This is a genomic window from Xanthomonas euvesicatoria pv. euvesicatoria, from assembly GCF_020880415.1.
GTDB classification, from domain to species: domain Bacteria; phylum Pseudomonadota; class Gammaproteobacteria; order Xanthomonadales; family Xanthomonadaceae; genus Xanthomonas; species Xanthomonas euvesicatoria.
In genome coordinates this window covers 1-12,982 of sequence record NZ_JAJIUJ010000097.1, presented here as the reverse complement: position 1 = coordinate 12,982, position 12,982 = coordinate 1, and the positions used below count along the sequence as shown (strand labels likewise).

Genomic DNA, 12,982 nt, shown 5'->3' with positions numbered 1-12,982 from the left:
GTGCATGAGCAAGGCCACCCGCGCCACCAAGGCACTGGACGCGGCCGGCGTGGGTTATGTGCTGCATCCTTACGACTATCAGGCCGATGCCGATGCGAAGGGATTGCAGGCCGCACATGCGTTGGGCCTGCCGCCGCATGCCGTGTTGAAGACACTGATGGCATGGGTTGACGACAAGGCGGTGTGCGTGGTGATTCCATGCGACCGCCGGGTGTCGTTGAAAAAACTGGCCAGCGCCTACGGTGGCAAGTCGGCACGCATGATGGACGTGGCCGATGCCGAACGGCGCACCGGCTACAAGGTCGGCGGTATCAGCCCGCTCGGCCAGCAACGGCAGGCGCCGGTGCTGGTCGAAATCACCGCGCTGGACGCACCGGCGCTATGGATCAACGCCGGCCAGCGCGGGCTGCTGCTGGAATTGCCCGGCACCCAGCTGGTGCATGCACTCGCCGCACGCGCTTGCGCGCTGTGCGAGTGAACGCGTAGACGCAATGCGCGCATGCCGGTTGGCATGCGCGTGACGCGTTTGGGACTTAACTCACGCGATGCCTCTCGACGGACCGCCTGCGTATCTCGATCTTCCGCCAGTGTCTTCGCACTTCACGCATGCACCACTGCCGCACCACAACACCATGTCGCGTGTTTCGGCACGGCAACGACGCCGCGCCGGCACCACTCAATACGATGCGCTGACACTGACGCCGGAAAAGCCCAGCGTTGCCTTCAAGCGCACGTAATAGACGCCCGCGGCCGGCGCGGCCAGCGTGCAGCTGTCGCCGTTGCCCGGCAACATGCTGCGGCAGCTGTACGCCGCGTCGGTCGGTAACGCACCGGCCCGTACCGAAAGGTCGGCATTGCCGCTGCCACCGGCAAGCGTGACCTTGAGCGAACGTGCGCCGGCCGGCACGTTGACCTGGTAATACAGCGAGTCGGAAAGCGCTGCGCTCAGCCCGGTGCGTGCCACATTCCTGGCCAAGGTGGTCGATTCGATCACCGCCGCCACCGCGCCATCGGCATTCACCAGCCCGGCCCCGCAGCCCTGCGTGCAGGCGACCGGCATGGGCCGCGCGCTGGCTTTCAGCAGGGCCTTCACCGTTGCCGGCGGCAGCGGATTCAGGGCCACCGACTGCATCAACGCCACCACGCCAGCCACATGCGGCGCCGCCATCGAGGTGCCGCTGTACACCGCATATGCCGCATTGCCCGGTGCCGTGGTGCCGGTATTGAGCGTGGACACGATGGATTGCCCGGGCGCGGCGATATCCACGCCCTTGCCGAAGTTGGAGAAGCCGGCCTTGGCGCCGGCCGAGGTGGTGGCCGCCACGGCGATCACGTTGGCGCAATTGGCCGGCACGCTGGTGGAGACGTCCATATTGCTGTTGCCGGCGGCCACGACCACCGCGCTGCCGCGCGTGACCGCTGCGGTGATGGCGTTGTTCAACGTCGCCGAGCAGGTGCCCGTACCGCCCAAGGACAGATTGATCACCGTGGCCGGATTGGGGTTGGTCGGCACGCCGGAGACCTTGCCGCCGGACGCCCACACGATCGCATCGGCGATATCGGACATGTAGCCGCCGCAGCGGCCCAGCACCCGCAACGGCAGGATCCTGGCGTTGAACGCGGTACCGACCACGCCCACCGCGTTATTGCCCACCGCCGCCACGATGCCGGCCACATGCGTGCCATGCCAACTGGAATTGGACGCCGACGCTCCGGGCCCGCATTCGTTGGCCGCGGCCCAGTCGCCCTGGTCGGCCGCGTTCGCATCGCGCGCCGTGCCATCGCGCGCCGTGGCCGGATCAACGATGAAGTCGTAGCCGGGCAGCACATTGGCTGCCAGGTCCGGATGATTGGTGATGCCGGTGTCGATCACCGCCACCACGATGCCCTTGCCGGTGGAACGGTCCCAGGCCGGACGGATGTTGAGGCTGGCGGCGGTCGCGCCCATCGCCCACTGCTGCGGCACGCCGGGGTCGTTGGGAACCAGCAGTGGCCGCATCAGGATGTCCACTTCCACGCGTTTGACCGCCGGGTCGGCGGCCAGGCGCCGCATCAGGCTTTCCGAATCCACGCGGTCCAGCTTGCGGTCGGCCACCAGCAACATCGGCCCGCCACTGAGCCGGCGCGTGGCCGACAGGCCCAGCGCCTTCCCGCGCGCTTGCGGCACGGCACGCGCGATGTCGCCCCATGGCGCAGACAACCCGGTCGCCCGGCCGCTGCCGACGCTGTTCTTGTAGCTGACGATGAAGCGCTGATGGGTGCTGCTGGAATTCAATCCTTGCAGACTGACCTCGCCAGCGGCGGCATGAAACGTGCATGACAACGCACAGACGAATGCAACGCGGCGCAGTGCGCCCACTGAGTGATACGGCATGACTTCATCCCTCCCCAAGGATCTTGCAACCCGGTTGGCAACGCATTGAAGCCACTGCGCTGCGCCGTTCCCGTTGCGCGTGCATGCAGATGTTGCATGCCTCACGTGGGCTGGCTATCGGCGTGCTACCGGGCGCACTGAAGGCAGCCATGCCGTGCTGGCACGCGCTTCATTCAGCCAGCGCTGGCGGCCCTGGCCGGCGGTGCGGCCATTACCGCTTCCCGAACGCACACTGCCCCGCGTAGAGCGGGGCAGTGCAGGTTTCAAAGCACCGACACCGGCGTCGGAAAAGACCCGACGCATTGCCGGCATCGCGCCGGCATCGCGGTCGTCGGCGCAGGTTTACGGGGTCTGGCTGACCGCGCCGGCCGCGTTGACGATGCCCGCGCCGCAGCCGCCCGAGCAGGCGCCCGGCAGCGGACGTGCAGTGTTCTTCAGCAGCGTTTCCACCGCCGCAGGCGTCAGCGGACGGCTGGCGACCGACTGCACCAGCGCCACCAGGCCGGCCACGTGCGGGGCCGCCATCGAGGTGCCGTTGTAGCTGGCGTAGCTGGCCGAACCCGGCGTGGTGGTGCCGCTGTTCAAGGTCGACAGGATCGCCGAACCCGGCGCGGAGATATCGATGCCGGTGCCGTAGTTGGAGAAGCTCGAACGCGCGCCGGCCGAGGTGATCGATGCCACCGAAATCACGTTGGCGCAGCTGGCCGGGGTGAAGTTGGCCACGTTGGCATTGCTGTTGCCGGCCGCCACCACCACGGTGGTGCCGCGCGACACCGCGCTGTTGATGGCGTTCTGGTAACTGCTCGAGCAGCTGCCGCTGCCGCCCAGCGACATGTTGATCACTTCGGCCGGGTTGGCATTGGCCGGCACGCCGGACACGGTGCCACCCGAGGCCCACACGATCGCATCGACGATATCGGAGGTCGCGCCGCCGCATGCGCCCAGCGCACGAATCGGCACGATGCGCGCGTTGAACGCGGTACCAGCCACGCCGGTGCTGTTGTTGGTGACCGCCGCGATGGTGCCGGCCACATGGGTGCCGTGCCAGCTGGAATTGGCGGCCGACGTACCGCTGCCGCACTGGCCGGCCGTGGTCCAGTCGCCCTGGTCGGCCGGATTGCTGTCACGCCCGTTGTTGTCGCGTGCACGCGTGGCATCGCTGATGAAGTCGTAACCCGGCAGCACGTTGGCGTTGAGGTCCGGATGGCTGGTGATGCCGGTGTCGATCACGGCCACCACCACGCCGGTGCCGGTGGCGGTGTCCCAGGCCGGGCGCACGTTGATGCTGGAGGAAGAGGTACCGAAGCCCCACTGTTCGGACAGGCGCGTGTCGTTCGGAGTCAGCACCGGGTACATGATCTGGTCGACTTCCACGTAGTCCACGCTAGGGTCGGCGGCGATGCGGCGCATCAGGGTTTCGGCGTCGGCGCGGTCCAGGCCACGGTCGGTCTTGAGCACTTCCGAACCCAGCGCCGTGCGGCGCACGTGGTTCAGGCCCAGCGCACGGCCGGCGCGTGCCGGCATCGCACCGGCAACGGAATTGAGCGATGCGCGCATCGAGGTCGGGCTGACCGCCGCACTGGAACCGTCTTTGTATTTGACGATGAAGCGGTCCAGGGTGGGCTGCGAGTCCAACCCGGACAGATTGACCTGACCGGCAAACGCCGGCACGGCCAGCAGCGAGGTCAGCGCGGAAACACCCAGGACTACCAGCGCGCGCGTGGGCGCACGACGTTGCGACACATTGGACATCGATCGTTCCTTATTGGAGAGGTACCGCAGCTGCGGCGAGAGGGCCGGCCCGTTGCCGCACGCTGCGGTTCGGAGCCGGAACTGCACGGGCGCCAGGCCCGTCGGGGCGACTGGCCGGTGTCCATTCCGGCCAAGCGGCAACACGTCGCCTGCGCCTGCCGAAACGGCAGACCTGGGCGAGGTATCGCAGATGGGGTTGAAGCGAGGAAGGCGCGTTCCCTGGCGGTCATGCCAGGGAACGCGTGCAGCGATCCAGCGTCAGTAGCTGGCGGTCAGGGTCACGCCGGAGAACGTGCTGTAAGCCTTGATCCGCACGTAATAGGTTCCCGACGGCGAAGTGATGTTGCAGGTTTCGGCATTGCCATCGAGATACGGACGGCAGGCATAGACGGTGTCGGTGGGCGCGCTACCGGCCCGCACGTACAGGTCTGCATCGCCGCTGCCGCCGCTGGTGGTCACCGTCAGCGTGCCGCTGCCGGCCGGCACCGTGATGGTGTAGTTCAACTCCGCGCCCGTGGCTGCACCCAGGCCGGTCACCGGCGTGCCGTTGGTCAAGGTGTTGCCGGTTCCGCCACCACCACCGCCACTGCTGCCGGCGATGGCCGCCGTCACTGCCGCATCGGCATCGACGATGCCCGCACCGCAACCGCCCGAACAGGCGCCCGGCAAGGCGCGTGCGGTGTTCTTCAGCAGTGTTTCCACTGCGGCAGGCGTCAACGTGGTGGGCGCCACCGACTGCACCAGGGCAACAACGCCGGCCACATGCGGCGCCGCCATCGAGGTGCCGTTGTACGAAGCGTAGCTGGCGTTGCCCGGCGTGGTGGTACCGCTGTTGAGCGTGGACAGGATCCCCGACCCTGGCGCGGAGACGTCGATCCCGCTGCCGTAGTTGGAATAGCTGGCCTTGGCACCGGCCGAGGTCGTGGCCGCCACTGCGATCACGTTGGCGCAGTTGGCCGGCAACGAACCGGACACGTTGGCGGCACTGTTGCCGGCTGCCACCACCACCGTGGTACCGCGCGAGACGGCGCCGTTGATTGCGCTCTGCATCGTGGACGAACAGGTGCCACCGCCGCCCAGCGACATGTTGATGACTTCGGCCGCGTTGGGATTGGCCGGCACACCGCTGACGGTGCCGCCGGAAGCCCAAATGATGGCATCGGCGATGTCCGACAGCGAACCGCCGCAACGGCCCAGCACGCGGACCGGCACCACCTTGGCGTTGAACGCGGTACCGGCCAAGCCGGTGGTGTTGTTGGTCACCGCCGCCACCGTGCCGGCGACATGGGTGCCGTGCCAGCTGGAATTGGACGTGGCGCACCCGCTGGTCGAGTTCCAGTCGCCTTCGTCGGCAGGATTGTTGTCGCGCCCATTGCCGTCGCGCGCGGCGGTGGCATCGCTGATGAAGTCATAGCCGGGCAGGATGTTGGCGTCCAGGTCGGGGTGGCTGACGATGCCGGTGTCGATCACCGCAACCACGACGTTGGCACCGGTGGCCTTGTCCCAGGCCGGGCGGATGTTGAGCCCGGCGTTGGTGGTGCCGAAGGCCCATTGCTCGGACAGGCGGCTGTCGTTGGGGGTCAGCGTGGGGTACAGCATCTGGTCCACTTCCACGCTTTGCACGTTGGGGTCGGCGGCCAGCTGGCGCATCAGGGTTTCGGCTTCGGCGCGATCCAGCGCGCGGTCGGCCTGAATCAGCTCCGGTCCCACGGCCAGACGACGCACGCTGTTCAGGCCCAGCGGCTTGCCGGCCTTGGCCGGCAACGCACGTGCAGCGGTGCGCAACGAGGTGGTCAACACACTGGGGCTGCTCAGGGCGCTACTGCCGTCCTTGTAGGTCACGATGAACTTCTGGTGGGTCTGCGCGGTGGCCAGGCCACCCAGGTAGACATCGCCGGCAAATGCCGGCGTTGCCAGCGACAGCGAGGTGAGTGCCGAAGCACCCAGGATGCAGAGCGCACGGTGGCGCGGACGAAACGACGCGTTAGACATCGAATTCCCTTCCAGTCAAGAGAACCGCCGAAGCGGTAGTTCCGAAACCGTCGCGATGGCGACTGGCCCAGTGCCCCGGACCGCCCCTGTTATCGATCCGTTCAGCGAAACTATCCCAAAGAAACCGAACTGGACAATACGGAGTTGGTAATTTTCGAAATCAAAATGTCATTGCGTGACTTCAATCACACTTGACTCATGCTGAATTCGACCGGTTCCCAGGCGAAAAAGGGTCTTTTTGCTGTTACGCAAACAAAAAGGCCCCCGTGCTGACACACGGAGGCCCTTGTTTGACGAATATGTCTGCTTACGACAAACGCACCAACCACCCGTGGCGGTCCGGCACGCGGCCGTACTGGATATCGGTCAGTTCCTGGCGCAGCGACATGGTCACCTCGCCCGCCGGCGCGGACAGATCGCCCACCGCGAACCCCTCGCCCTTCAGCTCGCCGATGGGGGTCACCACCGCCGCGGTACCGCAGGCAAACACCTCGGTGATCTCGCCCGAGGCCACGCCCTGCTTCCATTCGTCGATGGCGACCTTGCGCTCGATCACCTGCATGCCACGGTCGCGGGCCAGTTGCAGGATGCTGTCGCGGGTGATGCCTTCCAGGATGCTGCCGGACAGTTCCGGGGTCACCAACGTGCCGTCCTTGTAGACCAGGAACACGTTCATGCCACCGAGTTCTTCGATGTACTTGCCTTCCACCGGGTCCAGGAACAACACCTGCGAGCAGGCCTGGGCATAGGCCTTCTGCTGCGGCAACAGCGAGGCGGCGTAGTTGCCGCCGCACTTGGCCGCACCGGTGCCGCCCTTGGCCGCACGTGCGTACTCGGTGGACAACCAGATCGATACCGGTGCCACGCCCTTGGCGAAATACGGGCCGGCGGGGCTGGCGATCACGTAATACGACGCCTTGTGCGCCGCACGCACGCCCAGGAAGGCCTCATCGGCAATCATGAACGGGCGGAAATACAGGCTGGTCTCCGGCGCCGACGGCACCCAATTGCCGTCCACGGCGACCAGCTGGCGCAACGATTCGACGAACAGGTCCACCGGCAATTCCGGCAGCGCCAGACGGCGCGCCGACCGCTGCAGGCGCTCGCCGTTGGCCTGCGGACGGAAGGTCCAGATCGAGCCGTCGGCGTGCCGGTAGGCCTTGATGCCTTCGAAGATCTCCTGGCCGTAATGCAGCACCGACGCTGCCGGATCCAGCTGCAGCGGGCCGTACGCGCGCACTTGCGCGTCGTGCCAGCCCTGCTCGTTGTTCCAGGAGATGGCGACCATGTGGTCGGTGAAATGCAGCCCGAAACCGGGTGCGGCCAGGATCACGGACAATTCGTCGGCGCTGCGCGGCGACGGAGAACGGGTGGAAGCGAAGGACACGGACACCGGGAGATTCCTGTATGGCGGGCGAAAGGACGCAGCGCCACATCGTGGACATGGCGCGTGACGATCAGAGCATGCCGGTCTCGAGACGGGCCGCTTCGGACATCATATGCCGGCCCCACGGCGGGTCGAACACCAGCTCGACGTCGGCCTCGGCGATGGTCGGGATCATCTCGACCTTGCTGCGCACATCGTCGACCAGGATTTCGCCCATCCCGCAACCGGGCGCGGTCAGGGTCATCTTGACGTCGACCCGGCGCTGGTCGTCTTCCTCGCGATGGCTGACCACCGCCTCGTAGACCAGGCCCAGATCGACGATATTGAAGGGAATTTCCGGGTCGAAACAGGTGCGCAGCTGCTGCCACACCAGCGCTTCCACCTCTTCGTCGCTGGCATTGGCGGGCAGTTCCAGCCCCGGCGGCGGCTCCTTGCCGATCGCATCGCCGTCCTTGCCGGCAATGCGGAACAGATTGCCTTCGACAAAGACGGTATAGCTGCCACCCAGCGCCTGGGTGATATAGCCGTAACTGCCTGCGGGCAGGGTCACCGAATCGCCCTGCGGCACCATGACGGCATCGCAATCGCGTTCGAACTGGACGGGTTCGCTGCTACGGGAATACATGGGCTGGATATGGGGCCGCGCAGGTCGCGCGCAAGTCGGCCATTCTAGCCGACCACGACGCCACCGCCGCCGGCCACCGCGCCAGCCGGGAACGACGCTGCATTCCATCAGCCGCACTGTCGTGGCGTGGCGTGCGTCGCAAAGGCCGGCGCGCGCTCTATCATGTGCGCACTGTCAGGAGCTCCAATGCCGCCCACCACCGCGTCCGCCAGAACGGCCCACTGGCTCTGGCCCCCGCTCCTGTTGCTGGGATGCGTCACCGCCCTCATCGCCTGGCTGCTCATCGCCCTGGCCCTGGGCAACCAGGCCGGCTGGATGGCCGTGGTCGCAGCACTGGAGATCGTCTGGATGCTGCGCCTGGGCACCCTGCATGCAGGCCGCCTGCGCATCGGCGTGGCCATGGTGGCGACGGCGCTGATCATCGCGGGCGCCAACTGGGGCATCGCCTCGGCGCAACTGGGCGGACCGCTGGGCCTGGACCCGTGGACCTCGGCACAGAAGATGGGCACCGGCCTGGCCTGGACGCTGCTGCAACTGGCCAACAACGGCTTCGACTTGCTGTGCTACGCCGCCGCACTGTTGGTGGCGTGGTGGGCGGCGCGTTGAGCCAGGCGCGATTGTTTCAGTAGCCAACATCGCACGTCGTTGAAGCTGACGCGTCAGCTGCACAGATTCGAGCGCCGGTGCTCGTCAAGCGCCATCGCTCCCATCAGAGATACATCGGAAAGCGCTGCGCGTTTGCCGCAGGATCCGTGCCCGCCCACCATCGCGAGCCACGCTGCAAGTACGTCCTTGTAAGCTCCTTGGCGGCATCCATGCCGCCGGGGGTTCCGCGACGGTGGGCGGGCAAGGACCAGTCACGTTGGTCGGGTGCGTAGCGTTCAAAAGAGCAGCAAGCAAAACTGCCCCGGTGCCTTTGTTCTTGAACAAGGCAATCAGCAAACTGTCTGGCGCGGTGCCCTTGCCGATTGCGGGACCGTTGGCGGCATGAATGCCGCCATCGAGCCTCCAGGCACGGATTGACGGCGTGTCCCGCGAGCGGTGAGGGCGCCGCGCCTTCGACTAACCCTGGCGTTGATCCGCGCGTGTAAGCGTCCCCTGTAACGCAACAGGACACGACCGACCGTGCGTTGCCTCAAGCATCCGAGCGCGCCTGACGACACACCAGCACTCAATGCCCGCCGCCATCCAGCGCTTTCAATTCGCTCACCAGCGCACCAGCGGCTTCTGCTCCATCGCCGTACAACATGCGCGTGTTGTCGGCGTAGAACAGCGCATTCTCGATGCCTGCAAAGCCCGTCCCCTTGCCGCGCTTGATCACCACCGTGTTGCGCGAATTGACCACGTCCAGAATCGGCATGCCGTAGATCGGGCTGGCCGGATCGGTTTTGGCAACCGGATTGACCACGTCGTTGGCACCGATCACCAGCGACACGTCGGTGCTGGCAAATTCCGGATTGATGTCGTCCATGTCGGCGATCAGATCGTAGGGCACACCGGCCTCGGCCAGCAGCACGTTCATGTGCCCGGGCATGCGCCCGGCGACCGGATGGATCGCAAACTTCACCTTGACCCCGCGCGCCATCAAGCGCTGCGCCAGCTCCCAGATCTTGTGCTGTGCCTGCGCCACTGCCATGCCATAGCCGGGCACGATCACCACCCGCTCGGCAAAGGCCATCATCGCCGCCACATCGCCGGCCTCGATCGGCTTCTGCACACCGCTGATTTCCTGCGCCTGCCCGCCACCGCCGAAGTTGGAAAACAGCACGCCGCCGATCGGCCGATTCATCGCCTTGGCCATCAACCGCGTCAGCAAGATGCCGGCGGCGCCGACCATCATGCCGGCGATGATCAATGCCTCATTGCCGAGCACATAGCCCTCGAACGCCACCGCCAGCCCGGTAAACGCGTTGTAGAGCGAAATCACCACCGGCATGTCGGCACCGCCGATCGGTAGCGTCATCAGCACGCCCAAGGCCAACGCCACCACGAAGAACGCAATGATCGCCAACGGCTGCAGACTGCTCGCCGCCCAGACGGCCAGGGCCAGCACCGCCACGGCCACCACCAGATTGAACACCTGTTGACCGGGGAAGGTCACCCGCCGGTCCAGCCGGCCGTCGAGCTTGGCCCACGCGATGACCGACCCCGACAGCGACACCGCCCCGATCGCCGAACCGATCACCGCCAGCACCACCGTGGTGGTGTCCGGCTGCCGCGCCGCCAGCTGCGCAATCGCCTGCGCGCTCCAGTGCGCCGTGTCGCGATTGGCGAAGAACGAAAACCGCAGCAGCTCCACTGCACCGATCGCCGCCGCCGAGCCGCCGCCCATGCCGTTGTACAGCGCCACCATCTGCGGCATGTCGGTGATGGCGACCTTCCTGGCCGACCCCCACGCCACGCCGGTGCCGATCGCCAATGCCGCCAGGATCAGCGGCATGTTGTGCAGCTCGGGCAGGAAGAACGTGGCCACGGTGGCGATCAACATGCCCAGCCCGGCCCAGCGGATGCCGCTGCGCGCGCTCAATGGCGAGGCCATGCGCTGCAGACCGAGCAGGAACAAGGTCGCTGCCACCAGATAGCTCGACTTCACCAGCCACGACAGCAATTGGGCAATAGACACGTTCATGGCGCATCCCCGCCCGGCGGCTTCTTGCTGGACTTGAACATCTCCAGCATTCGCTCGGTCACCACATAACCGCCCGCTGCGTTGCCCGCGCCCAGCGCCACTGCGACAAATCCCAGCGCTTTTTCCAGTGTGGTGTCGGCATGCCCCAGCACCACCATCGCCCCGATCAACACGATGCCGTGGATGAAGTTGGAACCGGACATCAGCGGCGTATGCAGGATCACCGGCACCCGCGAGATGATCACATGGCCGGCGATGGCCGCCAGCATGAAGATGTACAGCGCTACGAATCCGTCGCTCATCGTCTCTGGCTCCACTGGCCGGTGCGGCCCGCCGATCATACCCACGCCACGCCCGTGCGGGCGCCTGTCAACCGAATCCGCGCTCGCCCGTTGACGTCGTATCGTCTCCGCGGAAGCTACGCTGTGCTGGTGGGAACTCCTTTCGATCCGCAAGCTACCGCACCGGCCGCCACCGCACCGGTGTCGCTGGATGCATTTTTGGCCGGCATCGGGCCGCGTGCCTTCCGTTTTGCCGAGGCCGGATTGCGGCACCGCGAAGATGCGCTGGACGCCGTGCAGGACGCCATGGTGAAGCTGCTGGGCTACCGCGAACGGCCGGCCGAGGAATGGACGCCGCTGTTCTGGAGCATCCTGCGCAGCCGCATCATCGACCTGCAGCGGCGACGCAGCTTTCGTCTGAAGTTCTGGGCACCGGCCGAGCGCGCCGACGACGAAGGTCCGATCGACTGGGCCGACCCCGGCACCGGACCGGTCGACGAACAACAGCATCGACAGGCCTACCAACGGCTGGTCGATGCATTGCGCACATTGCCGGCGCGCCAGCGCGAAGCCTTCACTCTGCGCGTGCTCGAAGACCTGGACGTGGCCACCACTGCCAAGGCGATGGGCTGCTCCGAAGGCTCGGTCAAAACCCACCTGTCGCGCGCGCGCGACGCGTTGCAAAAACAGTTCGAGGATTTCCTGTGAACCGCTCCCACGACCCCGCCCGGCTGGATGCGCAGCTGCGCCAGCTGCACGCCACCGCGCTGACCAGCCTGCCGCCGCAAACCCTGGCGCGCCTGCGCCAGGCCCGCCACGCCGCGGCCCCGACGCGCAGCCGACGTGGCTACTGGTTGCTGGCCACCGCGTGCTCGGGCCTGCTGGTGATCGGCATCGGCCTGCAGCTGCATCCGAGCCAAAGCGTCTCCTCTGGCACCGCGCCGACCTCGCCGGTTGCCAGCACCAGCGCCACCACCGAGACAGACGACCTGCTGGCCCAGAACCCGGACCTGTATGTCTGGCTCGGCTCCGACACCGCCCTGGCCATGGAATAAGCACGATGACCCACACCACCCGCCTGCTGTTGACCCTGTTGCTGTGCACCGGGCCATGCGCCTCCACGCTGGCTCAGGACGGCCCACCCGGACCTCCTCCCCCGGGTCCGCCCATGGACGCGCCTGGCCCACGCGGCCAAGGTCCGCGTGACGAGACGCCCATGCCCGAGTGGGACCAACTGACCAAGCAGCAGCGCCAGGTCATGATCGATGCGCTGCGCGAGCGCTGGAACGACGTGCCCGAAGAACGTCCCAGGATGTACCGGCACGCCCGCCGCTGGCTGGACATGACGCCCGAGCAGCGCAAGCAGGCCAAGGCCGGCATGGACCGCTTCCGCAACATGAGTCCGGAGCAACGCCGCGAGGCCAAGGCCTTGTTCGACCGCATGCGCACGCTCAACCCGCAGCAGCGCAACGAACTGCAGCAACGCTGGCAGAAGATGAGCCCGGCCGAGCGCAGTGCTTGGTTGCGCGAGCATCCGCCGGTCGAGGACTGACGTTTCCCAGCACTGCGCAGCGGACGCGGCGGCGGATTGCGTTTGCTCAGGCGCCGCGCAGGGTTGCGATGGGCGGTGGATATGATCCAGCCGTCGCGCTTGGCATCTTGCAGCATGCCAGGGCCAGTCGCTGCAGCGACGCGCACCCTGCGCACCCCGCGCGCGCGGCCGCGTAAGTGTGTGTAGCGCACGCAGCTGCATGACGTCGCGGCAACCAGATGCATGCCAGCACCCGTGCTGGCATCGGTGGCGTCGCTGGTCGCAAGGACAACCACGAAATCCCTGACCGCGCCAAACCTCAACCTGCCCCAAAGAGCGCTCTTCAGCGCCGGACCGACGACGGCTCGCGATGCGCATCGTGCTGCCCTTGCCGCATTGCACGCACCGAAC

At 66.7% G+C, this 12,982-nt stretch carries 12 protein-coding genes; 5 read left to right on the top strand and 7 right to left on the bottom strand.

Annotated features, from left to right (window positions below):
- The first annotated feature begins 4 nt into the window (after window positions 1-4).
- Window positions 5-478: a Cys-tRNA(Pro) deacylase gene (gene ybaK, locus LN450_RS15795; protein WP_008578143.1), complete on the top strand. Its 474-nt coding sequence runs from the start codon at window positions 5-7 to the stop codon at window positions 476-478.
- A 198-nt stretch (window positions 479-676) separates the two neighbouring features.
- Here the strand turns inward: ybaK and LN450_RS15790 are convergent, their stop codons facing one another.
- The 5 genes from LN450_RS15790 to sufT all read right to left on the bottom strand — a co-directional run bounded on the left by LN450_RS15790 (window position 677) and on the right by sufT (window position 8,130).
- A complete protein-coding gene (locus LN450_RS15790) occupies window positions 677-2,374 on the bottom strand; it encodes a S8 family peptidase (RefSeq protein ID WP_011346522.1) in 1,698 nt (565 codons plus the stop codon).
- A gap of 342 nt (window positions 2,375-2,716) precedes the next feature.
- Window positions 2,717-4,126, bottom strand: a complete 1,410-nt coding sequence (locus tag LN450_RS15785) for a S8 family peptidase (RefSeq protein ID WP_011346521.1) — start codon at window positions 4,124-4,126, stop codon at window positions 2,717-2,719.
- A 258-nt stretch (window positions 4,127-4,384) separates the two neighbouring features.
- Window positions 4,385-6,118, bottom strand: a complete 1,734-nt coding sequence (locus tag LN450_RS15780; protein ID WP_011346520.1) for a S8 family peptidase — start codon at window positions 6,116-6,118, stop codon at window positions 4,385-4,387.
- Between the two features lie 307 nt (window positions 6,119-6,425).
- Window positions 6,426-7,511, bottom strand: a complete 1,086-nt coding sequence (locus tag LN450_RS15775) for a branched-chain amino acid aminotransferase (protein ID WP_011346519.1) — start codon at window positions 7,509-7,511, stop codon at window positions 6,426-6,428.
- A gap of 64 nt (window positions 7,512-7,575) precedes the next feature.
- Window positions 7,576-8,130 (bottom strand): putative Fe-S cluster assembly protein SufT, encoded by a 555-nt coding sequence (gene sufT / locus LN450_RS15770; protein WP_003488784.1) that lies wholly within the window; start codon window positions 8,128-8,130, stop codon window positions 7,576-7,578.
- A 186-nt stretch (window positions 8,131-8,316) separates the two neighbouring features.
- Here sufT and LN450_RS15765 point away from each other — a divergent pair, with 186 nt between their 5' ends.
- Window positions 8,317-8,736 (top strand): hypothetical protein, encoded by a 420-nt coding sequence (locus LN450_RS15765; RefSeq protein ID WP_014089469.1) that lies wholly within the window; start codon window positions 8,317-8,319, stop codon window positions 8,734-8,736.
- A 565-nt stretch (window positions 8,737-9,301) separates the two neighbouring features.
- On the opposite strand, the gene LN450_RS15760 is transcribed toward LN450_RS15765, so the two are convergent.
- Complete coding sequence (locus LN450_RS15760; protein ID WP_011346516.1) at window positions 9,302-10,759, bottom strand: NAD(P)(+) transhydrogenase (Re/Si-specific) subunit beta; 1,458 nt, start codon at window positions 10,757-10,759, stop codon at window positions 9,302-9,304.
- Window positions 10,756-11,061, bottom strand: coding sequence for an NAD(P) transhydrogenase subunit alpha part 2 (locus tag LN450_RS15755; RefSeq protein WP_008578134.1), 306 nt, complete (start codon window positions 11,059-11,061; stop codon window positions 10,756-10,758). Before LN450_RS15755 ends, LN450_RS15760 begins: the two co-directional genes overlap by 4 nt.
- Before the next feature lie 123 nt (window positions 11,062-11,184).
- On the opposite strand from LN450_RS15755, the gene LN450_RS15750 reads away from it, so the two are divergent.
- The 3 genes from LN450_RS15750 to LN450_RS15740 are packed head-to-tail and all read left to right on the top strand — an operon-like array spanning window position 11,185 to window position 12,592.
- Complete coding sequence (locus tag LN450_RS15750; protein WP_039417440.1) at window positions 11,185-11,748, top strand: RNA polymerase sigma factor; 564 nt, start codon at window positions 11,185-11,187, stop codon at window positions 11,746-11,748.
- The gene (locus tag LN450_RS15745) at window positions 11,745-12,095 is read left to right on the top strand and encodes a hypothetical protein (protein ID WP_011346514.1); all 351 of its coding nucleotides are present in this window, start codon (window positions 11,745-11,747) and stop codon (window positions 12,093-12,095) included. Before LN450_RS15750 ends, LN450_RS15745 begins: the two co-directional genes overlap by 4 nt.
- Window positions 12,096-12,100: 5 nt before the next feature.
- Entirely contained in the window at window positions 12,101-12,592 is a 492-nt protein-coding gene (locus tag LN450_RS15740) for a DUF3106 domain-containing protein (RefSeq protein ID WP_011346513.1), read from the top strand.
- The last annotated feature ends 390 nt before the right edge of the window (window positions 12,593-12,982 follow it).

What these genes read in the sequence shown, in the direction of transcription:
- LN450_RS15765 (WP_014089469.1), top strand. Translation starts at nt 8,317, where the DNA reads ATGCCGCCCACCACCGCGTCCGCCAGAACGGCCCACTGGCTCTGGCCC.
- ybaK (WP_008578143.1), top strand. Translation starts at nt 5, where the DNA reads ATGAGCAAGGCCACCCGCGCCACCAAGGCACTGGACGCGGCCGGCGTG.
- LN450_RS15740 (WP_011346513.1), top strand. Translation starts at nt 12,101, where the DNA reads ATGACCCACACCACCCGCCTGCTGTTGACCCTGTTGCTGTGCACCGGG.
- sufT (WP_003488784.1), bottom strand. Translation starts at nt 8,130, where the DNA reads ATGTATTCCCGTAGCAGCGAACCCGTCCAGTTCGAACGCGATTGCGAT.
- LN450_RS15755 (WP_008578134.1), bottom strand. Translation starts at nt 11,061, where the DNA reads ATGAGCGACGGATTCGTAGCGCTGTACATCTTCATGCTGGCGGCCATC.
- LN450_RS15785 (WP_011346521.1), bottom strand. Translation starts at nt 4,126, where the DNA reads ATGTCCAATGTGTCGCAACGTCGTGCGCCCACGCGCGCGCTGGTAGTC.
- LN450_RS15780 (WP_011346520.1), bottom strand. Translation starts at nt 6,118, where the DNA reads ATGTCTAACGCGTCGTTTCGTCCGCGCCACCGTGCGCTCTGCATCCTG.
- LN450_RS15760 (WP_011346516.1), bottom strand. Translation starts at nt 10,759, where the DNA reads ATGAACGTGTCTATTGCCCAATTGCTGTCGTGGCTGGTGAAGTCGAGC.
- LN450_RS15790 (WP_011346522.1), bottom strand. Translation starts at nt 2,374, where the DNA reads ATGCCGTATCACTCAGTGGGCGCACTGCGCCGCGTTGCATTCGTCTGT.